The sequence below is a fragment of the Achromobacter sp. 1011791174 genome, from assembly GCF_059760925.1.
This window is the reverse complement of record NZ_JCBANH010000008.1, coordinates 59,278-82,343: the sequence shown is the minus strand read 5'-3', so window position 1 is coordinate 82,343 and position 23,066 is coordinate 59,278. Positions and strand designations below refer to the sequence as shown.

26 protein-coding genes and 1 tRNA gene are annotated in these 23,066 nt (G+C 67.4%); 19 read left to right on the top strand and 8 right to left on the bottom strand.

Annotated elements, in window-relative coordinates; translation table 11 throughout:
* Positions 1–3: 3 nt before the first annotated feature.
* Genes AC6LJ5_RS04990 through AC6LJ5_RS04980 form a run of 3 tightly spaced genes read left to right on the top strand, consistent with a single transcriptional unit; the run spans position 4 to position 1,793 of the window.
* The gene (locus AC6LJ5_RS04990) at positions 4–768 is read left to right on the top strand and encodes an SDR family NAD(P)-dependent oxidoreductase (RefSeq protein ID WP_498139944.1); all 765 of its coding nucleotides are present in this window, start codon (positions 4–6) and stop codon (positions 766–768) included.
* Positions 769–823: 55 nt separating this feature from the next.
* Positions 824–1,405 carry a PCC domain-containing protein gene (locus tag AC6LJ5_RS04985; protein ID WP_103272403.1) on the top strand — a complete coding sequence of 194 codons (582 nt, stop codon included), beginning with the start codon at positions 824–826 and terminating at the stop codon, positions 1,403–1,405.
* The gene (locus AC6LJ5_RS04980; protein WP_498139943.1) at positions 1,392–1,793 is read left to right on the top strand and encodes a PPC domain-containing DNA-binding protein; all 402 of its coding nucleotides are present in this window, start codon (positions 1,392–1,394) and stop codon (positions 1,791–1,793) included. The genes AC6LJ5_RS04985 and AC6LJ5_RS04980 overlap by 14 nt, the downstream gene beginning before the upstream one ends.
* Here AC6LJ5_RS04980 and AC6LJ5_RS04975 read toward each other — a convergent pair.
* On the bottom strand, positions 1,790–2,554 hold the full coding sequence (locus AC6LJ5_RS04975) for a sulfite exporter TauE/SafE family protein (RefSeq protein WP_498139942.1): 765 nt from the start codon (positions 2,552–2,554) through the stop codon (positions 1,790–1,792). The genes AC6LJ5_RS04980 and AC6LJ5_RS04975 overlap by 4 nt on opposite strands.
* Positions 2,555–2,888: 334 nt before the next feature.
* On the opposite strand from AC6LJ5_RS04975, the gene AC6LJ5_RS04970 reads away from it, so the two are divergent.
* The 7 genes from AC6LJ5_RS04970 to AC6LJ5_RS04940 are packed head-to-tail and all read left to right on the top strand — an operon-like array spanning position 2,889 to position 7,721.
* Entirely contained in the window at positions 2,889–3,878 is a 990-nt protein-coding gene (locus AC6LJ5_RS04970) for a methyltransferase (RefSeq protein ID WP_498139941.1), read from the top strand.
* A 32-nt stretch (positions 3,879–3,910) separates the two neighbouring features.
* The gene (locus AC6LJ5_RS04965) at positions 3,911–4,159 is read left to right on the top strand and encodes an acyl carrier protein (protein WP_103272406.1); all 249 of its coding nucleotides are present in this window, start codon (positions 3,911–3,913) and stop codon (positions 4,157–4,159) included.
* A 16-nt stretch (positions 4,160–4,175) separates the two neighbouring features.
* Positions 4,176–5,069: a diiron oxygenase gene (locus AC6LJ5_RS04960; RefSeq protein ID WP_498139940.1), complete on the top strand. Its 894-nt coding sequence runs from the start codon at positions 4,176–4,178 to the stop codon at positions 5,067–5,069.
* 11 nt (positions 5,070–5,080) lie between these two features.
* Positions 5,081–6,037 carry an NAD(P)H-dependent flavin oxidoreductase gene (locus AC6LJ5_RS04955; protein ID WP_498139939.1) on the top strand — a complete coding sequence of 319 codons (957 nt, stop codon included), beginning with the start codon at positions 5,081–5,083 and terminating at the stop codon, positions 6,035–6,037.
* A 27-nt stretch (positions 6,038–6,064) separates the two neighbouring features.
* On the top strand, positions 6,065–6,850 hold the full coding sequence (locus AC6LJ5_RS04950) for a class-II aminoacyl-tRNA synthetase family protein (RefSeq protein ID WP_103272409.1): 786 nt from the start codon (positions 6,065–6,067) through the stop codon (positions 6,848–6,850).
* 9 nt (positions 6,851–6,859) lie between these two features.
* Positions 6,860–7,231, top strand: a complete 372-nt coding sequence (locus tag AC6LJ5_RS04945) for a thioesterase family protein (protein WP_392409372.1) — start codon at positions 6,860–6,862, stop codon at positions 7,229–7,231.
* Positions 7,206–7,721: a 4'-phosphopantetheinyl transferase family protein gene (locus AC6LJ5_RS04940; protein WP_158658327.1), complete on the top strand. Its 516-nt coding sequence runs from the start codon at positions 7,206–7,208 to the stop codon at positions 7,719–7,721. Before AC6LJ5_RS04945 ends, AC6LJ5_RS04940 begins: the two co-directional genes overlap by 26 nt.
* Positions 7,722–7,734: 13 nt before the next feature.
* Here the strand turns inward: AC6LJ5_RS04940 and AC6LJ5_RS04935 are convergent, their stop codons facing one another.
* Positions 7,735–9,348: a methyl-accepting chemotaxis protein gene (locus AC6LJ5_RS04935; RefSeq protein WP_498139938.1), complete on the bottom strand. Its 1,614-nt coding sequence runs from the start codon at positions 9,346–9,348 to the stop codon at positions 7,735–7,737.
* 193 nt (positions 9,349–9,541) lie between these two features.
* Positions 9,542–10,231: a tellurite resistance TerB family protein gene (locus AC6LJ5_RS04930; RefSeq protein ID WP_392409370.1), complete on the bottom strand. Its 690-nt coding sequence runs from the start codon at positions 10,229–10,231 to the stop codon at positions 9,542–9,544.
* A gap of 172 nt (positions 10,232–10,403) precedes the next feature.
* Between AC6LJ5_RS04930 and AC6LJ5_RS04925 the strand changes: the two genes are divergently transcribed.
* Both AC6LJ5_RS04925 and AC6LJ5_RS04920 read left to right on the top strand, forming a co-directional pair.
* The gene (locus AC6LJ5_RS04925) at positions 10,404–10,802 is read left to right on the top strand and encodes an OsmC family protein (protein WP_498139937.1); all 399 of its coding nucleotides are present in this window, start codon (positions 10,404–10,406) and stop codon (positions 10,800–10,802) included.
* An 86-nt stretch (positions 10,803–10,888) separates the two neighbouring features.
* Positions 10,889–11,671, top strand: coding sequence for a hypothetical protein (locus AC6LJ5_RS04920; RefSeq protein WP_498139936.1), 783 nt, complete (start codon positions 10,889–10,891; stop codon positions 11,669–11,671).
* A gap of 29 nt (positions 11,672–11,700) precedes the next feature.
* On the opposite strand, the gene fabI is transcribed toward AC6LJ5_RS04920, so the two are convergent.
* The 3 genes from fabI to gloB all read right to left on the bottom strand — a co-directional run bounded on the left by fabI (position 11,701) and on the right by gloB (position 14,903).
* Positions 11,701–12,486: an enoyl-ACP reductase FabI gene (gene fabI, locus AC6LJ5_RS04915; RefSeq protein WP_103272416.1), complete on the bottom strand. Its 786-nt coding sequence runs from the start codon at positions 12,484–12,486 to the stop codon at positions 11,701–11,703.
* A gap of 169 nt (positions 12,487–12,655) precedes the next feature.
* Positions 12,656–14,074 (bottom strand): transglycosylase SLT domain-containing protein, encoded by a 1,419-nt coding sequence (locus AC6LJ5_RS04910; protein WP_103272417.1) that lies wholly within the window; start codon positions 14,072–14,074, stop codon positions 12,656–12,658.
* A gap of 7 nt (positions 14,075–14,081) precedes the next feature.
* Positions 14,082–14,903 carry a hydroxyacylglutathione hydrolase gene (gloB, locus tag AC6LJ5_RS04905; RefSeq protein ID WP_103272418.1) on the bottom strand — a complete coding sequence of 274 codons (822 nt, stop codon included), beginning with the start codon at positions 14,901–14,903 and terminating at the stop codon, positions 14,082–14,084.
* 21 nt (positions 14,904–14,924) lie between these two features.
* Here gloB and AC6LJ5_RS04900 point away from each other — a divergent pair, with 21 nt between their 5' ends.
* From AC6LJ5_RS04900 to AC6LJ5_RS04870, 7 genes are all read left to right on the top strand, one after another.
* The gene (locus AC6LJ5_RS04900) at positions 14,925–15,704 is read left to right on the top strand and encodes a class I SAM-dependent methyltransferase (protein WP_392409368.1); all 780 of its coding nucleotides are present in this window, start codon (positions 14,925–14,927) and stop codon (positions 15,702–15,704) included.
* 46 nt (positions 15,705–15,750) lie between these two features.
* Positions 15,751–16,212 (top strand): ribonuclease HI, encoded by a 462-nt coding sequence (gene rnhA / locus AC6LJ5_RS04895; protein ID WP_392409366.1) that lies wholly within the window; start codon positions 15,751–15,753, stop codon positions 16,210–16,212.
* A 349-nt stretch (positions 16,213–16,561) separates the two neighbouring features.
* The gene (locus AC6LJ5_RS04890) at positions 16,562–17,647 is read left to right on the top strand and encodes an efflux RND transporter periplasmic adaptor subunit (protein WP_103272421.1); all 1,086 of its coding nucleotides are present in this window, start codon (positions 16,562–16,564) and stop codon (positions 17,645–17,647) included.
* A gap of 36 nt (positions 17,648–17,683) precedes the next feature.
* The gene (locus tag AC6LJ5_RS04885; protein ID WP_498139935.1) at positions 17,684–20,800 is read left to right on the top strand and encodes an efflux RND transporter permease subunit; all 3,117 of its coding nucleotides are present in this window, start codon (positions 17,684–17,686) and stop codon (positions 20,798–20,800) included.
* Between the two features lie 10 nt (positions 20,801–20,810).
* Positions 20,811–21,527 carry a DNA polymerase III subunit epsilon gene (dnaQ, locus tag AC6LJ5_RS04880; protein ID WP_103272423.1) on the top strand — a complete coding sequence of 239 codons (717 nt, stop codon included), beginning with the start codon at positions 20,811–20,813 and terminating at the stop codon, positions 21,525–21,527.
* Positions 21,528–21,604: 77 nt separating this feature from the next.
* Positions 21,605–21,679: transfer RNA gene (locus AC6LJ5_RS04875), tRNA-Val, on the top strand.
* A gap of 409 nt (positions 21,680–22,088) precedes the next feature.
* A complete protein-coding gene (locus AC6LJ5_RS04870; protein ID WP_103272424.1) occupies positions 22,089–22,256 on the top strand; it encodes a tellurite resistance TerB family protein in 168 nt (55 codons plus the stop codon).
* A 50-nt stretch (positions 22,257–22,306) separates the two neighbouring features.
* Here the strand turns inward: AC6LJ5_RS04870 and AC6LJ5_RS04865 are convergent, their stop codons facing one another.
* Together AC6LJ5_RS04865 and AC6LJ5_RS04860 are read right to left on the bottom strand one after the other, a co-directional pair.
* Entirely contained in the window at positions 22,307–22,777 is a 471-nt protein-coding gene (locus tag AC6LJ5_RS04865; protein WP_103272425.1) for a YaiI/YqxD family protein, read from the bottom strand.
* A 2-nt stretch (positions 22,778–22,779) separates the two neighbouring features.
* Positions 22,780–23,046 carry a hypothetical protein gene (locus AC6LJ5_RS04860; RefSeq protein WP_103272426.1) on the bottom strand — a complete coding sequence of 89 codons (267 nt, stop codon included), beginning with the start codon at positions 23,044–23,046 and terminating at the stop codon, positions 22,780–22,782.
* Positions 23,047–23,066 lie beyond the last annotated feature (20 nt).

The window sequence follows — 23,066 nt, the reverse complement described above, 5'->3', positions numbered from 1 at the left end:
ATCATGGAGACGACGCAGGAGGCAGTGCTGGTAACAGGAGGGGCGTCGGGCATCGGCCTGGCGGTGGTTCGGGGGCTGCTGGATGCCGGACGCCGGGTGCTGGCGGCCGACCTTTCGCAGGAGCGGCTGGACGTCATGGGCGACATCGCGCCGCCCGAGAGGCTGGGGCGCGTGCGCCTGGATGTGTCGGACGAAGCGCAGGTCGTGGATGCGCTGGCGCGGCAGGAGAGCACTTTCGGGCCGATAGGCGGGCTGGTCAACAGCGCCGGCATCGGCCAGGACCTGCCGTTCCTGGACACCGAAACCGCGGCGCTGCGCCGCATGCTGGAGGTGAACCTGGTGGGGTCCTTCGTCGTGGCGCGCGAGGTCGCGCGCCGCATGCGCAAGCGCGGACATGGCTCCATCGTCAACATCACCTCGGTGTCGGGCATACGCGGCAATGCCGGACGCGCGGCCTACGGCGCGTCCAAGGGCGGGGTGGTGACGCTGACGCGCGTGATGGCGGTCGAACTGGCTGAATACGGCATTCGCGTCAACGCGGTTGCGCCGGGGCCGATCGAAACGCCGCTGGTGGGGCAGATGCATACCGAGCAGGCGCGCGCCGCCTGGCGCCGGGTGGTGCCGCAGCATCGCTATGCCGCGCCCGAAGAGCTGAATGGGACTATCGGCTGGTTGCTCGACGAGTCCAAATCCAGCTATGTTACCGGGCAGGTCATCTGCGTGGACGGCGGCTTCACCGCGGCCGGCATGTTGCCCGCCACGCACTGAGTTTGTCATTGCCCAGGTTTCATTCATTGCGCCACAAGCGCACGGAGACCAGACCATGCGATACACCACCGTGGATCGTTCGTTGCGGGGAGTACAAGCGCCGCCCCGTCCCAGAACGCTGATACACCCGGGCGCCTTCAACCCGGTCCGCATACACAGCCGCTGCGCCGGACATGGCCGCCACGTGCGGCTGCTGCTCAGGCCGGGGGCTTCCCTGTTCGACGCCATGGTCGACACGCTGGCCGGGGCCGGCATCGCCAATGCGTCCATGACCATCCTGGGCGGGGGCTTCCGTCACCTGGACTACTGCACCGCGCCGCCCGATCCGCAGCACCGGATGGTGGTGGCCTATACAGCGCCCATCTCGGCCGGCGCCGCCTATCTTATTTTCGGCAACGCCACGCTGGGCAAGACCGATGCGGGCGCGCCGCTGGTGCATTGCCACGCGGCATTCTGCGACGAGACGGGCGCGCCGCTGGGCGGACACATCGTGCCCCAGACCACCATCGTCGGCGAACGGCCGGTGCCGGTGCTGGTGACGTCACTGGAAGGCTTTGAGCTGCGTGCCACCTATGACGCCGAAACCAATCTGCGGCTATTGCAGCCCCAAGGGACGGGTGACCATGGACATGCCTGATGTCGAAAGCGGCAGCATGGGCCGCGTGGCCTACGCCCGCATCGGACCCAACGAAGACCTGGTGCAGGGCGTGGAAAAGCTCTGCCTGGTCGAGGGCTTTCGCAATGCCTTCGTGCGCGGCGCGCTGGGCAGCCTGGTGGATGCCTGCCTGTACACCCGCGATGGCGGATACCGCCATGTGTCCGGGCCGGCGGTCGAGATCGTCAGTCTCGCTGGCGAGGTGCGGGCGCAGCCGGACGGCTCGCTGACGGCGTCGCTGTCGGGCGTGGTCGCCGATCCGCAGGGGCAGGTGCACGGCGGACCGTTCGTGCCGGGCGCCAATCCCATCTGCATGACCTTCGAGGTCACGCTCGAGGAATGGCTGCCGGCAGAGGATGCGGCGGCCTAGAACCAGTAACGCGCCGCGTAGATGATCGTCATCGCGGCGCCCGTCACGATGACGAACAGGCGCACGGCCTGGGCGGGGAGCACGCGGATCAGGTAGCCGCCCAGGTATCCGCCCAGCAACGCGCCCGCCAGCATGCAGAGGGTGGCGGGCCAGTGGACCGATCCCTGCGCGATGAAGATGACGATGGCCGCCGCGGTGACGAAGGTGGCCAGCAGGTTCTTCAGCGACTTGATGGCGCGCAGGTTGCCGGGGTCGGTGATCGATATCACCGCGGTCAGGATGACGCCGAGCCCGGCGCCGAAGAAACCTCCATACACCGATGCCAGCGCGATCGGCACGACGCCGCGCGCGGCGCGGTCCTGCGCCTGCGCGCCGCGCCGGCGCGCGCTCCAGGCTTGTACTTGTGGCGCAAAGGCGAACAGCAGCGTGGCGAAGGCGATGAGCGCCGGCACCGGCAGGATGAAATAGGCCGGCGGGATCGCCAGCAGGACGAAGGCGCCCAGCGCGCCGCCCACCGTCGTCGCCACGGACAGCAGCCAGAAGCGGCGATCGGGCGCGGGCAGGTTTTCGCGGTCGGCCAGCGCGGCCAGGATGTGGCCCGGGGATATCGCCACCGCGCTGGAGGCGTTGGCGATGACGGGCGGCAGTCCGGCCGCGACCATGGCAGGGAAGGTGATGAGCGTCGCGCCGCCCGCCAGCGCATTGATGGCCCCGCCCAGTACGCCCGCGCCCGCCAGCAGCGCCGCCATGCTCCAGTCCATGCGTGCCTCCTGTTCAAACAACGTATTGGTCCATGTAATGGACTTAAATATGTCATGTGAAATTTATTATTGCCTATTATCTGCGAGGGTATAGAATGCAATCAAACAAAATATAAATTAACGGTCCATAAAATGGACCTAAATAAAGAGACTCCGGCGACGCCTTTTAGTCGCCACCGCTGTATCGCTGTCACTCCCGGGACGGCGTTCGCGGCCCAATCTCTATCCGGCCTTCCGCGTTCGCGTCCTGATCACTGGCGCGCGGCTCGTACCCGAGCTGCCGCGTATTCATCCGCATGGCCTTACCGGCCGCCGTTGAATCAGGAGGGAATCGATGGATGTGAGTTTCATGGCGTTTTCCCGTTTGGCGTTCGGGCACTGGGAAGGACAGCCGCTCTATGCGCTGGCCGACCTGGGCATCCCGCAGCGCCTGGCCCAGGCGCGCAGCTGCGCCGATCTGGCTGCCGAGCTGGGATGCCCCGCCGAAGCCTTGGAGCGCCTGCTGGATTGCGCGGTGGCGCAGAAGCTGCTGGTTTGCGAGGCCGGCCGCTACGGCAACAGTGAACTTAGCGCGCGCTTCCTGACCGAGGACAGTCCCGAGTCGCTGCTCAGCTGGATCCGCATCATGGACCGCTGGAAGCGGCCCTGGGCACAGCTGGCCGAGGCGGTGCGGCAGGGAGCGGCGGTCGACAATCAGGCCAAGTGGCTGGGCGAGGATCCGCAGTTCATGCGCGACTTCATCCTGGGCATGCACCAATTCGCCGCGCGTTCCGGACCGCAATTCGCCGAGGCGCTGAAGGACCTTCCCGTGCGCCGGCTGATCGACGTGGGCGGCGGCGCGGGCACCTACTCGATCGCGCTGTGCGCCGCGCGTCCCGAGGCGCGGGCGGAGATCCTGGACCTGGCGCCGGTGGTGGACATCACGCGCGAGACAGCGCGCGCCGCCGGCCTGGCCGAGCGCGTCACGGCGCGGGTGGCCGACTACCGCCACGACGAGTTCGGCGCGGATGCCGACGCGCTGCTGTTCTCCAACGTGCTGCACCAGGAAAGCGCCGAGGTCTGCCGCTCGATGCTGGCGCGCGCGCTGCGGGCGCTGCGCGCCGGCGGCACGTTGCTGGTACAGGGCTACTTCCTGTCGGAAGACCGGCGCGCGCCGCAGTTCACCACCCTGCACAACCTGTCGGCGCTGGCGCTGTGGGACGGCGGACGTAGCTGGACCGTGGGTGACATGCAGGCGCTGATCGCCGCGGCCGGCTTCGAGCGGCAGACCGTGCTGCGGCAGGAGAGCAGCGGCTTCTGCCTGCTGTCGGCCGCGAAGCTGTGACGCCGTTCCCATCCCCCAATCACGGAGCCAACATGTCCACGTTGACGCTGAACAATACCGAGTCCGAAGTGATCGCCTGGCTGAAGGAGAACCGCAATGCGACCGTCGAGGGCATCAAGGAAAAGAACCTGATCGAGGAACGCATTCTGGACAGCATGCAGTTCCTGGATTTCATCATGTTCCTGGGCGAACTGACCGGGCGCGACGTGTCTGGCGCGATCACCGTGGACGACCTGAAGACGGTGGACGCGATCGTGCGCTTCGTCCACGCGCAGAGCTAGCCGGGAGCGTCATGCCATGGATATCGACTACGCCAGAATCGGCCGCCTCATGACGCTGTCCAAGGGGCGCACGCACGACCCCTACGAGCGTTTCACCTGGCCCGAGCGCATTCCAGAGGACCAGCCCTGGTGCAGCGAGGATCTGCTGACCACCTACGGCACGCCCTACCAGGACCAACTGGACCCCGGCCAACGGGTGCGCCTGAGCAAATGGGAGGCGGTCAATTTCTTCAGCCTCAACGTGCACGGCATCAAGGGCGTGCTGGGCTTCGTCAGCCGTTGCATCTACGAGCCGCGCTATGCCGACGTGTCCGAGTACCTGCACGTCTTCATGGGCGAAGAGAACTTCCACATGTGGTACTTCGCCAAGGCCTGCCTGGACTACGCGGGCAAGATCTATCCGGCGATCCAGCTGCAAGGACCGGAGCAGACGGACAGCCCCGAGCTGGAGGACCTGTACATGTTCGCCAGCACGCTGATCTTCGAGGAGTTCGTCGACTACTACAACCATAAGGTCGGCACTACCGAAGGCATCACCGACATCCTCAAGCAGGTCAACTACGAGCACCACGTCGACGAATCGCGGCACGTCTCGTTCGGCCGCGAGATGGTCCCCAGACTGTACCGGCTGGCGCTGGAACGCAGCGCCGACCCTGAAGCCACGCGCGCCAACGTAGACCGCATGGTGACCAGCATGTTCCGCTATTTCATCAGCCTGATGTACAACCCGGCCGTGTATGACGATGCGGATGTTCACGGACTGCTGGGCTTTCGCAATGGTCACGCGATGCGCAACGCGCTGCGCGCGCATCCGGCCCGCAAGGCCGTGCATGAGCAGTGGTTCAAGCGCAGCGCGGCCTTTTTCAGCAAACAGGGCCTGGTCGCCGGCCTGGACCTGGCCGCGCTGTAGGAGGACCCGCCATGGCAAGCGTCCTGAGCGGACCGGCGGTCCAAGCCCTGTTCGGCGCTCGCCTGCCCGTGCTGCAGGCGGGCATGGGCGGCGTGGCGCAACCGGAACTGGCCGCGGCGGTCTGCGAGGCCGGCGGTTTCGGCATGATCGGCCTGTACCGCCATGAAGAAGGCGAGATCCGCGAACTGCTCGCGCGGACCGCGACGCTCACGTCGGCGCGTTTCGGCGTGAACTTCGTGCCATTCGTGCTGGACGCCGAGCAACTGCTCGGTCGCCTGGCCTGCCTGGCCGACCGGCCGGAACGTCCGGTGGTGACTTTCTTCGGTCTGCCGGAGGCGCGCGTGCTGCGCAGCCTGCCCGCCGGCATGGACTATGGCGCGCAGGTCGGCTCGCGGGAGGATCTGGACGCCGCGTTCGACGCGGGACTGCGTTTCGGCGTGCTGCAGACCGTCGAGGCGGGTGGCCACCATCTGGGCGCGCTGACGCGCGCGCGGGCGCTGGATCAGGCGGACCAGCTGCTGGCTGGCGGCCGGATGGTGTTCCTGAGCGGCGGCATCAGCAATGCCGCCGAGCTTCGGCTGGCGCTGGACGCCGGCTATGCCGGCGCCTTGTGCGGCACCGTGTTCGCCGCCACCGAGGAATCGGCGGCGCACGCGCGCTACAAGCAGGCGATCGTCGACGCCCGGCCGGACGACACCGTGGTCACCGACCGCTTCAGCATCGGCTGGCACACGCACCGCCACCGGGTCATCCGCAACCGCAGCTGTGACGGCGACCTGTCGGCCGGCGTCATTGGATTTGCCCACTATTTCGGAAAACGCTACCCCATCCTGCGCTACAGCGTTGCTGTGCCCACTGCCCAGACCGAGGGGCAGATCGAGGACATGGCGTTGTATTGCGGGACGTCCTGCAAGGACACGCATGCCGTCCGCACCGTGAGGCAGGTGCTGGCGGACCTGACGTCCTGAGCGCATCCACCCGAAGGAGATTGCATCGTGATTATCGAGAAGCAGTGGCACCAGGTGAAGAACGTCCTGCAGGCCAAGCTGGACAGCACATTCTCGGTCGCGCCGGACGCGACCACCGAATTCGACAGCCTGCTGGCCTTGGACGAGATCAACGCGCTCGGCTATGTGCGCAATTTCCCGCACCTGACCTGCGTCATGTGTTCGATCGAGCAAGGCGAGCTGCTGGGCTTCGCGCGCGGCCAGCGCAAGCTCGAACCCGACTTCAAGCAGTTGAATGCGGATGTGGCCCTGTTGCCCGCGACCTGCTACAAGATCTACCTGGGCCTGAAGGGCCAGCAGCTGGATGGCGCGCGGGTGGAGTCCTGCATCGCGCGCTGCTTCCGCCATGAAGACAAAGCGCTGGACAGCTACCGCGCCTTCAACTTCACCATGAAGGAATACGTGTACCTGGGCACGGCCGAGGGCGCGCAGGCGCATCTGGAGGCCGGCTACGACCGTGTGTTCTCCTTGTTCGCGCAGCTGGGCATCCGCGCCGATTGCGAGGAAGCCAACGATCCCTTCTTCGATTCCGGCAGCCCGGTGGCCCGGCTGTCGGCCTTGACGCCCACCAAGCGCGAGCTGGTGTTCGACGGACATGCCGTGTCTTCACTGAACTATCACCGCAACTATTTCGGCGAGAAGTTCGAGATCCGCCTGAACGGCGAATTCGCGCATACGAGCTGCGTGGCCTTCGGGCTGGAGCGCTGGATCTCCATGCTGAAGGACCATTTCGGCGACGCCCGCCGCGCGCTGGCCGCGTTGGAACAGGCCTAGGGGCGGGCCATGGCGCAGGCGCAGACTTTGTTTCGCTCGGGGCAGCAGTTCGAGAAGACCTGGGAGGTGGACGCCGCCGCCCTGTCCTTGAACTACGGCGGTGACATGGACGTGCTGGCCACGCCGGTCATCGTCTATTGGATCGAGTCCTATGCCACCGAGTGCATACGCCGGGCGGGCGACGGCAGTTGCCGTTCGGTCGGCCAGGCCGTGAGCGTCAAGCATGTCGCGCCCGCGTATCCGGGCAGCGCGGTGCGGCTGACGCTCACGGTGCAGGCCATGTTCGGCAACGCGCTGCGCTTCGATGCCCGCGCGGTGGCGGCGCGGGACGGCAGCCTGATCGCCACCGGCACCCATGACCGCGCCCTCATCGGGACTTGATCTCACAGTGGTGCTCGGCGCCAGGCCGGCGCAGGCGCCGGCCCGCACACGCCTGGGCAAGCCCTATCTGCCCGGCACGGCCGGGTTCGGCCTGAGCGACAGCGGCGGCGTGCAGGCCGCGCTATACGCCAACCGCAAGTACGTGGGCATCGATATCGAACGGCTCGACCGGCCGGATCTGGCGGCGCGGCGGCACCGGCTGGGCGCCTGGGTGGCGCGGCGCGACCATGTGCCGGTGGAGTTCCTGGCGGGCTGGGTCGCGCGCGAGGCCTGCGCCAAGTGCGTGGGGCTGGGCTTGCTGCATGCTCTGCCGCGCATGGCGATCGCCTGGACGCGGCAGGTCGCCGAAGGGGGCGGGGCCGTGGACATCGGGCTGGACTTCGCCGGCCGGGGCTTCGTGGCGCGCTGCGCCCGGCTGGATGGCCTGATGCTGGGGCTGTGCTATCGCGAGGACTACGGTCCGCCGAGAATCGTGCTGCTGCGCGGATAGGCGGCGGCCGCGCTCATGTGGCGGCAAGCAGCAGGCGTGTCGAGTGTTGCGCGGGCGGGGACTGGGGCTCGTTGCGGAAGACCGACATGGATTCGCGCAGATCTTGCGCCTGGTCCGACATGCTGCGCGTGGCCTCGGCGGCCTGCTCCACCAGCGCCGCGTTCTGCTGCGTGACGCTATCCATCTGCGAGATCGCGACGTTGACCTGGTCGATGCCGGTGCTCTGCTCGCGCGAGGCCGCTGCGATTTCCCCCATGATGTCCGCGACATGACGCACCGAGGCCAGGACCTCCTCCATGGTGTCGCCGGTGCCGGTGGCCAGCTCGGATCCCGTCGTCACATGCTGGCTGGAGGTTTCGATCAAGGCCTTGATCTCCTTGGCCGCCGTGGCGCTGCGCTGCGCCAGCGTGCGCACTTCCGCCGCTACGACCGCGAAGCCGCGGCCCTGTTCGCCGGCCCGGGCGGCCTCCACCGCAGCGTTCAGCGCCAGGATATTGGTCTGGAAGGCAATGCCCTCAATGACCGAGATGATTTCATGGACCTTGGCGGAACTGGCCGCGATGTCCTGCATGGTGGCGATCATGCGCCGCATGGCCTGGCCGCCGGCCTCGGCTGTCTGCGAGGCGGCCAGCGCCATCGCGCTGCCCTGTTGCGCGCTTTCGGTGTTTTGTTTCACGGCGGACGTCAGCTGTTCCATGCTGGCGGCGGTCTGCTCCAGCGACGCAGCCTGCTCCTCGGTGCGACCCGAGAGATCTGCATTGCCGCTCGCGAGCTGGGACGACGCGGTGGAAATGGCGTCGGCGGCGGTCTGGATGCGGGACACGGTCGCGCTCAGTTGCACGCGCATGGTCTCCAGCGAGGCGATCAGGCTGTTCGCGCCGCCGGCGGTGGGACGCAGGCTCAGCGTCAGGTTGCCATTGGCGATCTCGCGCGCCATTTCCTGGGCCTGCTGCGGCTCGCCGCCAAGCTGGCGCAGCACGCTGCGCGTGATCAGCCACGCCGCCAGTCCGCCCAGGGCCAGCGCCAGCGCGGTCGCGCCCAGGGTCGCCGTCTGCAGCGTGGCCGAGGCTCGCAGCGCCTCGTCGGCCGCCTCGTCGCTCAGGCGCGTTTCCAGCGCGGTCAGCGCGGCCAGCTCCTTGAGCCATGACGCCTGTGGCGCGCGGGCCTCCTGGACCAGCACGACGATGGCGCCCGCCGGGTCGCCGGCCAGCCCCAGGCTGGCGGCCTTGTCGATCAGCGGCATGGCCTTCAGCTCATCGCGCTTGACGGCTTGAAGCAGCGCCAGCTCCTCAGGCTGCGTGGTGGGATTGGACGTGAGCATCCGTTCCAGCTTGGCGTAGTCCTCGCGGTAGATCTGCTCCTGGGTCTTCAGCCGCTGCGCCTCGAAGTCTATGGCCTTGGGATCGCGCAGCAGCGCGATGTTGCGCACGGCGACCGCGCGGTCCGTCACGGCGGCGCGCATCTCGGCGGCCAGCCTGGCCTGTTCGTTGTTGACCTCGACGATGTCGATCATGCCGTCGCGCAGGATGCGCGTGTTGTAGGACTCGAGCACGGCGATGGCGCACAGCAACGCCAGCAGCATGCCAAAGCCGCCGAACAGGCGGGTGGATACCTTCAGGTTTTTCATCGTTTTCTCCGGGGCGGACGCGAGCCGCCGTCATGAGAGATAACGACAGGGGAGCCGGTGCAGTTGAGGGCTGAAGAGGTGAGACTAGTCTGATATTAAGGGCAGTCCTAGGCACTCAGGACGCGGGGGAACTGACGGAGTGCGGGGGATGCCGGCATGCGGAAGGGGCCGCCTTGCGCGGCCCCCCGCGGGTTCAGACGGTCTGGGCGTGAGCCTTGGCGTGCTGTTCGAGTTGCAGCTTGAGATCGGGCGGCAGCTTCAGCTGGCGCGCGAGCTCGTCCAGGTAGGCACGCTCCATGAAGCTTTCTTCGTCGACCACCAGCAGGCTGGCCAGGTACATCTCGGCGGCCATCTCGGGCGTGGCGGCGGCCTGGGCGACGGCCGCCGGATCCAGCGGACGCGCCAGTTCGGCTTCGAGCCAGCTGCGGTCGCGGGCGTCGGAAGAGAGCCTGGCGAGTTCGGTTTCGAGCAGGCCGCGTTCTTCGGGGCCGATATGGCCGTCGGCCTTGGCGGCGCCGATCATCGCGGTCAGCACGGCGCTGCTGTGCTGTTCGGCTTGTGGCGCGGGCAGGCGGTCCAGTGTCTGCGGCGGCGTCGCGGCGGCCCCGGCGCCCTGCTTGCGCTGCCAGTCGCCATAGGCGCGGTAGGCCAGGGCGCCCAGCGCGGCCATGCCGCCGTACATGGCGACCTTGCCGCCGATCTTGCGGGCCTTCTTGCTGCCCAGCAGCAGTCCCAGGGCGCCCGCGCCCAGCGCGCCGCCGCCCAGGCCGGTCAGGAAGGACGACCCCTTGCCCCCGGTGGCGTTCTGGACGCGCGAGCCGGCGTCGGAAAGCAGTCCCTGGCCGGACTGCAGCAGTTGATCAAGTAGTTGTCTGGCGCTCATACGGCCCCCTTCGTAGGCAGGAGAACCTGCGGAATCTGATCCGACCTGCGCGGGGCAAGGAAGTTCAGCTTGCAGTCAGTAACATGGCGCGTCGCCGCTTGCCCGGAAAGGTAGTGCTACAACGTGGCAAGGGCCGGCCCAGCCGCGCCGGCCGACTTCAGGAGATGTGTCCATGACGATCCGCGTGCGCCAGAATGCGCCCCAGACCCTGCAATTCACCGCCACGGCCGAAGGCCATGAACTGCCGCTGGCCATGCCGCAGCCGCAAGGCGAGGGCCCCGACCCGCACGATTACTTCGATACCGCGCTGGGCGGCTGCAAGGCGCTGACGCTGATGGTCTACGCGCAGCGCAAGGGGTTGCCGCTGGAATCGGTGGGCGTGGACGTGGTGCGCGATGCCAGCGAGGAACGCAAGGGGGTCTACCGCCTGACCGCCAAGCTGACGCTGCATGGCGGACTGACGGATGCCCAGATCGACGAATTGCTGGCGGTGGCGGAAAAATGTCCGATCCACAAGCTGATGACGGCGGTGGATGTGCAGGTATCGACGCTGGTGGTGTGGCCGGAATAGAGGGACAAGGATAGTCGGGACGGAGGCTGGGAACGGAATGGCGGGAATCCGCACTCAGCCGGTTTCCGGCTCGATGATTCCAGCCCATGTCCAACTCGATATCGTGGTCCGGCAGCAATCCGACGTACCGATCGCCAGATTCCCCGGTCGAGGGGGCCGGGGCGCGCGGCCAGCCCGAGCGGGTGGGGTCCATCGGGTCGCGGGCGCGGGCCTTTGCCTTCGTTGCCAAGGCCGGCTCCGCGCCGCGCGTGATGCGCGCGCAGGTGAGGCAGACAGTGCGCCTCTTGAAGTCCTCGCTTGCGATGCCGCCTCGCGCCGATCGGCTGCGCATGGCATCGCACCGGGAGCTGGTCGCGGAATGCCGGCGGCTGTTCCGTGCGTCGAGGCAGGACTACGGGGTGCCCATCGCGGGCCAGGTGGCGCGCATCGGCGCTTGCCTGGAGCGCCTTTGCGCACTGCAGGGCGATGCTTCCACCGTGACGCGGACGGCGCTGATGCACGGCGTTGTCGCGCGCGCCCTGGGCTCCAGGAACGTGGGCCAGCTCCTGCGTAGCGGCCGCGGGCTGGGCGAACACAGGACGCTCACGAGCGCGGAAGAGGATTTCAAGCGCGGCCAGCTCAAGGATGCGAAGGTGCCGGAAGCCGTGCGCCAGCGCATTGCCCAAAGCCTGGAGCGCAGGATGGGCGGGGATAGCCCGATGCTGCGCCTGATCCGGGAGTCGGTTGCGCTCCATGCGGCCGAACAGGTCGGGGCGCTGCCGACCGATCAGCTCAAAGCCCTGAACAAGGCGCTGGTAGAGGAAAACGATCAGCTGATACTGGCGGCCCGGCAGAGGAAATCAGGGGCCGTGGACGGCGGCCAGGGCTGAATGCCGCTGGCGCCGCCTGAAGGAAATGCTCAGTCTTCCATGCCCGGGACGACGGTCGAGAAACCGGCGTCCACGTGGGTGATCTCACCGGTCACGCCGGCGGCCAGGTCCGACAGTAGGAAGGCGGCGACGTTGCCCACGTCCTCGATGGTGACGTTGCGGCGCAGCGGCGCCTGGGCCTCGACGAACTTCAGGATGGCCGAGAAGTCCTTGATGCCGCTGGCGGCCAGGGTCTTGATCGGGCCGGCCGAGATGCCGTTGGCGCGGATGCCGCGCGGGCCCAGGGCGGTGGCCAGGTAGCGCACGCTGGCTTCGAGCGAGGCCTTGGCCAGGCCCATGGTGTTGTAGTTGGGAACCACGCGCTCGGCGCCCAGGTAGGTCAGCGTCAGCACCGAGGCGTTGCGGCCCTGCATCAGCGGCAGGGCGGCCTTGGCCATGGCGGGGAAGCTGTAGGCCGAAATGTCGTGCGCCACGCGGAAGGCTTCGCGCGACAGGCCGTCCAGGAAGTCGCCGGCGATGGCTTCGCGCGGGGCGAAACCGATGGAGTGCACCAGGCCGTCCAGGCCGTCCCAGTGAGCGCCCAGTTCGGCGAAGGTCGCCTCGATCTGGCTGTCCTCGGCCACGTCGCAGGGCAGCACGATCTTGCTGCCGAACTCCGCCGCGAATTCCGCCACGCGTTCCTTGAACCGGTCGCCCACATAGGTGAAGGCGAGCTCGGCGCCCTGCTGATGACAGGCGCGCGCGATGCCGTAGGCGATGGAACGGTTCGAGAGCACCCCGGTGACCAGAATGCGTTTGCCGGCGAGAAAGCCCATATTCAATCCTTTGATTTTGTCCTTCCGAAGGCCGCCATTTTAGTGGCACGCCTCACGACCGACCAGCCACACCAAACCGGGGCCGCGCCAGATCAGGGCCGCGCGGAGCCGGCTTTGCCGGTCCGCTGCGGCGCCCCTGGGGGAAGCGCGCAGCGCTCGGGGGGGACCTCTACCCCCGGGCGTTGGTGCCCGGCACGCGCAGCTGGCCGCCCACCTTCAGGGCGTTGCCCTTCAGGTTGTTGAGCGCGCGCAGCGCGTCGACCGTGGTGCCGTACTGCTTGGCCAGCGAGAACAGGGTGTCGCCCTGCCGGATCTTGTGGGTGCGGACGTTGGGGCGGGCGCTGGAGACGCGGGCCGGAGGCGTCGGCGTCGCGCGGCCATGTGGCGCGGCCTTGCTGCTGCTTGCCGGCGCGGAATCCAGCGCGCCGACGGCGGGGGCCAGCGAGGCCACCTGGATGCCGCCGGGGCCGGGGTCGCCCGGCACCAGCATGGACTGGCCGGCCGCGACCTTCTGGCGCGAGCCGATGTCATTGGTTTCGCGCAGCTTGGCCTCGCTGACGCCGAAGCGCTTGGCGATGGACGCGTAGGATTCGCCGCGGCGCGAGTGGTAGACCTTCCAGGCGCTCAGGTCGCCCTTGTAGTTGGTCAGGTTGGCGTTGAATATCTCGACGCGGTCGGCCGGCAGCAGCAGCGTGGGCGCGTGGTCGCCGCGGATGACCGGGCGGTTGAAAGAGGGATTGAGCGCCTTGAACTCGTCCAGCGGCATTTCGGCCAGCTTGGCGGCGATTTCCAGGTCGATGTCGCTGTTCTTGCGCACCGTCACGAAGTAGGGCGTGTTGCCGACCGGCGGCAGCGCCACCGCGTAGCGCTGCGGGTCGGCGATGATGTTCTTGATGGCCTGCAGCTTGGGGACGTAGTTGCGGGTCTCGTCCGGCATGGACAGGGACAGGTAGTCGGTGGGCTGGCCGGCGGCCTCGTTCTTGGCCATGGCGCGTTGCACGGAGCCTTCGCCCCAGTTGTACGAGGCCAGCGCCAGGTACCAGTCGCCCTGCATTTCGAACAGCTTTTCCAGGTAGTCCAGCGCCGCGTTGGTCGAGGCGATGGGATCGCGACGCTCGTCGCGCCACCAGTCCTGCTTCAGGTTGAAGTGCTGGCCCGTGGCCGGCACGAACTGCCACAGGCCGGAGGCCTGGGCGCGCGACAGGGCGGTGGGGTTGTAGGCGCTTTCGACGAAGGGCAGCAGCGCCAGCTCGGTCGGCAGGCCCCGGCGGTTGATCTCGTCGACGATGAAATACAGGTATTTGCCGGCGCGCTCGGCCATGCGCTGAACCGATTCGGGGTGGGACGCGTAATAGTCCGTCCACTGCTGCGACAGCTCGGTGTTCAGGTTGGGGATGGCGAAGCCGCGCCGGATGCGGTCCCAGGCGTCCGAGGGCGGATTGGTCAGGTCGACCGTGCGGGACGTGTCGCGGGCGATGTAACGCCCTTGGGAGTTGGTGGTGAGGTTCTTGCTGTCGTGGGATTTGGTTCCTGCGCAACCGGCGAGGACTGCCAGCATCAGTGGCAGAAGGAGTCGGGATAGATTCATCGGGCGGTCACTTGAAATCGTTCTTCCATTCACGAAGGGAGGCAAAAACCTCTACCGGCGTAGGGTGGCCGTGTCCGGCCCAGCTTGCTGCGGCACGCACGACATCGACTTGTTGGGTGCGCAGGAAAGGATTGACCTCGCGTTCCTGGCCAATGGTGGAAGGAAGCGTGGGAAGACCTGCCGCGCGGAGATGCTGGGCCCGCTGATAGCACTGTTGAAGGCTGCGGTTGGCCGGATCTACTGCCAAGGCCCAGCGCAAGTTCGCTAGAGTGTACTCGTGCGCACAGAAAACCTGTGTATCTGGCGGTAAAACGGAAAATTTTTCCAAGGAATCAAGCATTTGCGCAGGAGTTCCCTCGAACAGACGGCCACAGCCCCCGGCGAATAGGGTGTCGCCACAGAATAGGACCGGTCCTATTCCCGCAGCCCGTCCCGTGTAGGCAATATGTCCGGCGGTGTGGCCGGGCACGTCCAGCACGCGCAGGTCCAGGTCCAGCTCCGGCAGCGTCACCCGGTCGCCCTCGGTCAGCGGAACATCGCAGCGCGGCAGGCGTTCGCGGGCGGGGCCATATACGGTCAGGTCCGCGTTGCGGGACAATTCCATCACGCCGCCGACGTGGTCGCCATGATGGTGCGTGAGTAGAATGGCGCGCAGCGTCAGGCCCCGCTGCTCCAGGAAGCGCAGCACCGGGCCGGCTTCGCCGGGGTCGACCACGGCGGCCTGGCCGCCGCGCACGATGGCCCATATATAGTTGTCGGTGAAGGCGGGTAGCGGCAAGACCGCGGCAGTAGGCTCGCGGCCGCCTGCGGGGGCGGTCTGGGCTGGCATGGGATTCGAAGGATAGCGAACGTGGCAGAAGAGACTCCGCCGATTGTAGAACTGGCCGAATGGTTCCAGACGCCGCCGGGGCAATATGTCCTGGCCTGGGAGCGCGCGCAGTTCGACGCGGCCGTGGCGGACGTGTTCGGCTACTACGCCTGGCAGGTGGGGCTGGCCGACTGGAACCTGCTGCGGGCGAACCGCATGCCCTTCAAGGGTTGCGTGGGCACCGAGGCGCCGGCGCCGGAGCATGCCGAGGCATGGCAATCGCGCGTGGTGCTGGCCCAGCCCGAGGCGCTGCCGTTCGAATCGCAGAGCGTGGACCTGCTGGTGTTGCCCCATGCCTTTGAATGCACCGCCGAGCCGCACAATGTGCTGCGCGAGGTCGAGCGGGTCCTGGTGCCCGAGGGCCGCGTGGTGATTTCCGGCTTCAATCCATGGAGCATGTGGGGCGCGCGCACGCGCATGCCCGGCATGGAGCCATGGCTGCCGCAGCCGCCGTCGTCGCAGGTGTCGCTGCCTCGGCTCAAGGACTGGTTCAAGCTGCTGTCGCTGGAGGTCAAGCAGAGCCATTTCGGCTGTTACGCGCCGGCCTGCCGCAGCGAGAAATGGCTGCGTCGCTGGGGCTTCCTGGAATCGGCCGGCGCGCGCTGGTGGAGCCTGGGCGGCGCCGTGTATCTGGTGTCGGCCGTCAAGCGGGTGCCCGGGATGCGTATCATTGGGCCTGCCTGGAAAACCCCCCGCAAGCGCGCCCGCGCCGCTTCCGTCGTGGTCAACCGCCAGGCCGACCAAGACTGGCCGCGCTCCTGAGCCGGCCGCTTTCGCGAATCGCATCAACAGGACTCCAGCCAGCCTTATGCAGGACAGCAAGCCGATAGAACAGAAAGTGGAAATGTGGACCGACGGAGCCTGCAAGGGCAATCCGGGTCCGGGCGGCTGGGGCGTGCTGATGCGCGCCGGCGCCCACGAGAAAACGCTGCACGGCGGCGAGCGCCAGACCACCAACAACCGGATGGAACTGCTGGCCGTCATCGAGGGGCTGCGGGCCTTGAAGCGCTCCTGCGTCGTCACCATCCACACGGACTCCCAGTACGTGATGAAGGGCATGACCGAATGGCTGGCCAACTGGAAGCGTCGCGGCTGGATCACGGCGGACAAGAAGCCGGTGAAGAATGCCGAACTCTGGCAGGCGCTGGATGAACAGGTGGGACGCCACCAGGTGTCCTGGCGCTGGGTCAAGGGGCATGCGGGCGACCCCGGCAACGAGCGCGCGGATCAGCTGGCCAACCAGGGTGTGGAAGTGGCGCGACGGCCCTGAACGACAAGGCGCGCCGGGGCGGCATCGGGAAATACCCTGAAATCCAGGGAATCGGGTCGATTTAGTTCTTTCATCGCGCTTCCGGATTGTTCCAGTATGTAAATCCGGGTGCTAAAGTGCCTACCCTCTAATCTGTTCCCGCGGCGCCCGACTGGGCGGGGGCCGACCGGCCGGCGCCGCCACGACGCCATCTCCATCGTGATGAAAAATATCTCTTGTGCCGCGGATGCCGCGTGCGCCGGCCGCGTCTCGAATGGACGCGGGGCATCCGGACAGGATCGGGCGCACGATGCCGCGCCCATGGCGCTGGCCTGGTTCAGGCCTGCCGCCTTCCAGGGAGCGTCGCGCGATGAATAAGCCGGCGTTGTTGGCCGCCGTGACGGCGGGTCTGGTCGTCGGGGCCGTGCTGGGCGTCTACGCGCCGCGCTGGTTCGCGTCCGGCGCGGGGGCGCCGCAGGCGGTTGCGTCCACGCAGGCGCCCGCCAAGCCGGTGGCGCAACGGGTGCAGGTCGCTGCGGTCAGGCAAGTGCCTTTCGCGCGCGGCATCTCGGCCGTGGGCAGCCTGCGCTCGGACGAGTCCGTGGTGCTGCGGCCGGAAGTGGCCGGCCGCATCCAGAGCATCGATTTCAAGGAAGGGCAGCCCGTGGCGCGCGGGCAGGCGCTGGTGCGTCTGGACGACTCCGTGCCGCGTGCCGAGCTGGCGCAGGCGCGGGCCAATCTGACGCTGGCCCAGACTCATTACCGGCGCGCGGTCGAACTGCAGGGCAAGGGCTTCGTCAGCCAGAAGGCGCGGGACGAGTCCGCCAGCTCGCTCAAGGTGCAGGAAGCCGCCGTGGCGCTGGCGCAGGCGCGCCTGGACAAGATGACCATCACCGCGCCCTTTTCCGGCATCGCCGGCCTGCGCAGCGTGTCGGTGGGCGATTACGTCAGCCAGGGGCAGGACCTGGCGCCGTTGGAAGCCATCGACCCGCTCAAGGTGGATTTCCGCGTGCCGGAAATGTATCTGAACAAGGTGGGCGTGGGCCAGCAGCTGACCTTGCGCATGGACGCGCTGCCCGGCGAGGATCGGCCGGGGCTGGTCTATGCCGTCAGTCCGCTGGTCGATGCCGGCGGCCGTTCCATCCTGCTGCGGGCCACGGTGGCCAACCGCGACGCGGTACTGCGTCCTGGCATGTTCGCCCGGGTCCAGCTGCAATTCGCGCAGGACCAGGCGCTGGTCGTGCCGGAAGCCGCGTTGACGCCCTCGGGTCAGGCGCAATATGTGTATCGGGTGCGCGACGGCGTGGCCGAGCGGCGCGCCGTGACCATCGGCGAGCGCCGCGAGGGCCTGGTCGAGATCCTGACGGGCGTGGGCGAGGGCGACCAGCTGGTCGTGGCCGGCCTGCAGCGCGTGACCGACGGCGCGCCCGTCCAGATCGTGGGCGACGGCGCCTGAGGCGCCGATCCCAGCCATTCTTCAAGGCGGTCCGCCATGCGCATTTCCGAAACCTGCATCCAGCGGCCGGTGTTCGCATCGGTCCTGTCGCTGATCATCGTGCTGATCGGCCTGATCTCGTACTCCCGCCTCACGGTGCGCGAGTACCCCAAGATCGACGAGCCCATTGTGTCGGTGGATACCACCTACAAGGGCGCCTCGCCCGAGGTGATCGAGTCCCAGGTGACCAAGCCGCTGGAAGACCAGCTGGCCGGCATCGAAGGCGTGGACGTGATGACCTCGCGCAGCCGCTCCGAGCGCAGCCTGATCAATATCAAGTTCAACCTGAAGCGCGATCCGGACGCGGCGGCGGCCGAGGTGCGGGACAAGGTCTCGCGCGCGCGGCGCTTCCTGCCCGACGAGATCGACGAGCCCATCATCGGCAAGGTCGAGGCCGATTCCCAGCCCATCATCTACATCGCCGTCGAATCGGGTTCGCTGTCCGCCATCCAGACCTCCGATTACATCAACCGCTACATCAAGACCCGCCTGTCGGTGCTGCCCGGCGCGGCCGAGGTGCGCGTGTTCGGCGAGCGGCTGCCGTCCATGCGCATCTATGTGGACCGAGACAAGCTGGCGGCCTACGGGCTGACGGTGCAGGACGTCGAGGCCTCGCTGCGCAGCCAGAACGTCGAGATCCCGGCCGGCCGCATCGAGTCGCGGGCGCGCGAGTTCTCGGTGGTGTCGTCCACCGACCTGCAGACGACCAAGCAGTTCGAGAATGTGATCGTCGCCAACGTCAAGGGCTATCCGGTGCGGCTGCGCGACGTGGCCAGGATCGAGATCGGAGCGGCCAATGACCGCGTGCTGTCGCGCTTCAACGGCAAGCCGGCCATCAACATCGGCATCACCCGGCAGTCCACCGCCAATCCGCTGGAGCTGTCCAAGGCTGCGCGCGAGGAAGTCGAACGGCTGAACCTGAACCTGCCGCCCGGCATGAAGCTGAACATCGCCTATGACTCGTCGGTATTCATCGAGCGCTCCATCGATTCGGTGTTCCGCACCATCGTCGAAGCCATCATCCTGGTGGTGCTGGTGATCTTCTTCTTCCTGCGCAACCTGCGCGCCAGCATCATCCCCATCGTCACCATTCCGGTGTCGCTGGTGGGCGCCTGCGCGCTGATGTATCTGTTCGGCTTTTCGATCAACACATTGACGCTGCTGGCCATGGTGCTGGCCATCGGCCTGGTGGTGGACGACGCCATCGTGGTGCTGGAGAACATCTTCCGTCACATCGAGGACGGCATGCCGCGCAAGCAGGCCGCGCTGCAGGGTTCGCGCGAGATCGGCTTCGCCGTGGTCGCGATGACGCTGACGCTGGTGACGGTGTACGCGCCGCTGGCCTTCGCCACCGGCCGGACCGGCCGGCTGTTCATCGAGTTCGCGCTGGCCCTGGCCGGCGCGGTGCTGGTGTCGGGCTTCGTCGCCCTCACGCTCACGCCGATGATGTGCTCGGTGCTGTTGCGGCACCAGAGCAGCCATAGCCGCTGGTACAACCTGATCGAAGGCTGGCTCGACGCCCTGGGCAAGGGCTACCGCAAGGCGCTGGGCGTGTCGTTGCGGCACCGCTGGGCGGTGGTCGCGGTGGGCGTGGCGGTGGCGGCCGCGAGCGGCGTGCTGTTCAAGGTGGTCAAGAGCGAGCTGGCGCCGATCGAGGACCGTGGCGTGGTGTTCGGCATCGTCAGCGCGCCCGAGGGCGCCACGCTGAACTACACGCTGGAGAGCATGCTGGGCATCGAGCAGTTCTACGCCGACATCGGCGAGGCCAGCGGCAGCCAGGTCACGGTGGGCTTTCCCACGGTCACCGACGGCACGGCCATCCTGCGGCTCAAGCCCTGGGAAGAACGCAACCGCAAGCAGCAGGCCATCACCCAGGAATTGCAGCCGAAGTTCGCCTCGCTGCCTGGCGTGCGCGCCTTCCCGACCAATCCGCCGTCGCTGGGCCAGTCGGCCCGCTCCAAGCCGGTCGAGTTCATTATCATGAGCCAGGCCTCGTATGCCGAGCTGGCGCGCCTGACCGAGGTGTTCCTGACGGAGCTGCGCAAGTATCCGGGCCTGATGAACCTGGACACCGACCTGCGCCTGAACACGCCCGAGCTGCGGGTGCGGGTGGACCGAGACAAGATGGCCGACGTGGGCGCCAACGTGGCCACGGTCGGCCGGACGCTGGAATCGATGCTCGGCGGACGCCAGGTGACGCGCTACAAGGACGAGGGCGAGCAGTACGACGTGATCGTGCAGGTGACGCCGCGCGACCGCGCCAATCCCACGGACATCTCCGGCATTTACGTGCGGGCGCGCGACGGCAGCATGGTGCAGCTCGACAATCTGCTGGGCGTGCACGAAGGCGTGTCGCCGCAGTCGCTGAACCACTTCAACCGCCTGCGCGCCGTGAAGATCGACGGCGCGGTGGCGCCGGGCTACGCGCTGGGCGAGGTGTTGACGCACATGCACCAGGTGGCGCGCGAGGTGCTGCCGACCACGGTGGTCACCGACCTGGACGGCCAGTCGCGCGAGTTCCGCGATTCCTCGGGCAGCATTTACCTGGTGTTCGCCATGGCGCTGGCCTTCATCTACCTGGTGCTGGCGGCGCAATTCGAAAGCTGGCGCAATCCCTTCATCATCATGCTGTCGGTGCCGCTGTCCATGACCGGCGCGTTGCTGGCGCTGTGGCTGAGCGGCGGCACGCTGTCGATCTACAGCCAGATCGGGCTCATCACGCTGGTGGGCCTGATCACCAAGCACGGCATCCTGATCGTCGAATTCACCAATCAGCTGCGCGACGAGGGCAGGGAACTGTTCGAGGCCGTGACCGAGGCCAGCGTGCTGCGCCTGCGTCCCATCCTGATGACCACGGGCGCCATGGTGCTGGGCACCGTGCCGCTGGCCCTGTCGCATGGCGCCGGCGCCGAATCGCGCCAGCAGATCGGCTGGGTCCTGGTGGGCGGGCTGATGCTGGGTACACTATTGACCTTGTTCGTCGTGCCGGTGGCCTATACCTTGATCGCCACCGCGCGGCAGAAACCCGGCCATGTCGGCGGCACGCAACCGCAAGCCCCGGCACAGCCGCCGGCCGCTCCCGCGTCCGCGGCGTCGGCCCCAGCGTCGGAATAGCTTTACACATATGCGCCAGATCATCTTTGACTCGGAAACCACCGGACTGGACCCCGCGCAGGGCCATCGCATCGTCGAAATCGGCTGCGTGGAACTGGTCAACCGGATGTCCACCGGCAACAACCTGCACATCTACCTGAACCCGGACCGCGAAAGCGATCCCGAGGCCCTGGCGGTGCACGGCCTGACCACCGAATTCCTGTCGGACAAGCCGCGCTTCGCCGACGTGGCCGACGAGTTCGTGAAGTTCATCGCCGGCGCCGAGCTGATCGCGCACAATGCCGCGTTCGACGTGAAGTTCTTCAACGCCGAACTGGCCAAGACCGGCCGCAAGCCGATCACCGACTATTGCGAGACCGTCACCGATTCGCTGCTGCACGCGCGCTCGCTGTTCCCAGGCAAGCGCAACTCGCTGGACGCGTTGTGCGACCGCTTTGGCATCTCCAACGCGCACCGCACGCTGCACGGCGCCTTGCTGGACGCGCAGTTGCTGGCCGAGGTCTGGCTGGCCATGACGCGCGGCCAGGACGCGTTGCTGATCGACGTCGAGGAAGACGCCTCGGCCGGCGGCGCGGGCGTGGTGCTGACCAAGTTCGATGCGTCCGGGCTGCCGGTGCTGCGCGCGGATGCCGCCGAGCTGTCCGAGCACGAAGGGTATCTGGCCGCGCTGGACAAGTCCGTGGGCGGCGAGTGCCTGTGGCGCAAGATGGAACCGGCGGCGGGCTGAATCCGCGCCGCAAACAAATTAATTGGCGACTGACTTGCGCACGCAGAAAAAAACGTGCTAATATTTCGCCTCTTTCGGGGTGGTTAGCTCAGTGGTAGAGCACTGCCTTCACACGGCAGGGGTCACAAGTTCGAAACTTGTACCACCCACCAATTTCACCAGATGCCGCTTGCGGCGCCTGGCATCCCGAAGCGAAAAACCTGGCATCAGCCAGTTGGTTCGCTCAGCGGGATCAAAAAAAGCCAACCTTCGCGGGTTGGCTTTTTTCTTTGCGCCGCCTGGCGCGGATCGCCGATTGCGCAGCGCGCGGTTTCCGATTCTTCGCATCAGGACATCGCGCGATTGCGGGCCGCGTATGCAGCCTGGCTGCCGAGCGACGGCAGGCATTCTTGATCTACCTCAATCATCGTTCCCGAGCTTGTCGTTGCCACGGCCCGCGCCTGCCTATGATGAAAGCGCGGTCCGGCGGGCCGCCAGCCGGGCCGGCAGCCTCGGCCTGGCGGCGCGTTGAGGCGGCGCCGGTCCGCAGCCGCGGACCGGACACGAAAACAGGAGAACGCCATGCACCCCGACACCAACACCATGTTGATCATCATCGTGGCGGGCGTGGCGCTCATGCTGCTGGGTTTCGGTCTGCGCGACCGCAACATCGGCATGGGGCTGATGGGCATCGGCCTGGTGACCGCGCTGGGCACCATCATCTACAAGGCCTACATCACGTTCAATTGACGGGCGAGGACGCCCTGGCGCAGCCTGCGCGCGGTACGCGCGGGCGTGAATCAAGCGCCGGATTTCGCGGCCGCGCGGGCGGCGCGCGCCAGGATGGCGTCGAGCTGGCTGGCGAAGGCGCGGCGATCCGCCTGGCTGAGGGCCGGCGGGCCGCCGATGTCCACGCCGCTGGAACGCAGTTCTTCCATCATGTCGCGCATCGCCAGCCGTTCGCGGATCGTGCCCGCGTCGTAACGTTCGCCGCGCGGGCTGAGCGCCATCGCGCCCTTGGCCAGCACGTCGGCCGCCAGCGGGATATCGGCCGTGATGACCAGATCGCCGGCCTCGGCGTGCTGCGTGATGTGGGCGTCGGCGACGTCGAAGCCGCGCGGCACCTGGACCGCGCGGATCAGGGGCGAGGGCGGCGTGCGCAGCGGCTGGTTGGCCACCAGGGTCAAGGGCAGGCCCGCGCGCTGGGCGGCGCGGAACAGGATGTCCTTGACCACCACCGGGCAGGCGTCGGCATCGACCCAGATGTGCATGCTCAGGCGTCCAGCGCTTTCTGCAGCAGTTCGGCCACGATCTCGTTGGTGGAGACGCCGCGCGCCACGGCCATGGCGCGGATCTGGTCGGCATGGGCTTGGGACAGCTTGAGCGGGAAGGGCACCAGGCCGGCGGCCTGGTCCAGCTTGCGTTGTTCGCGCCGGTCGGGCAGCTGGGAGGCCGTGCCGAAACGGTCCGGCGTGCCGGATTGCTTGAGCTGGCCGGCCAATTTCAGGGCCTGGTTCTTTTGCAGATCGAATTTGTTCATCGCGATTTCCTGTGAGGGAG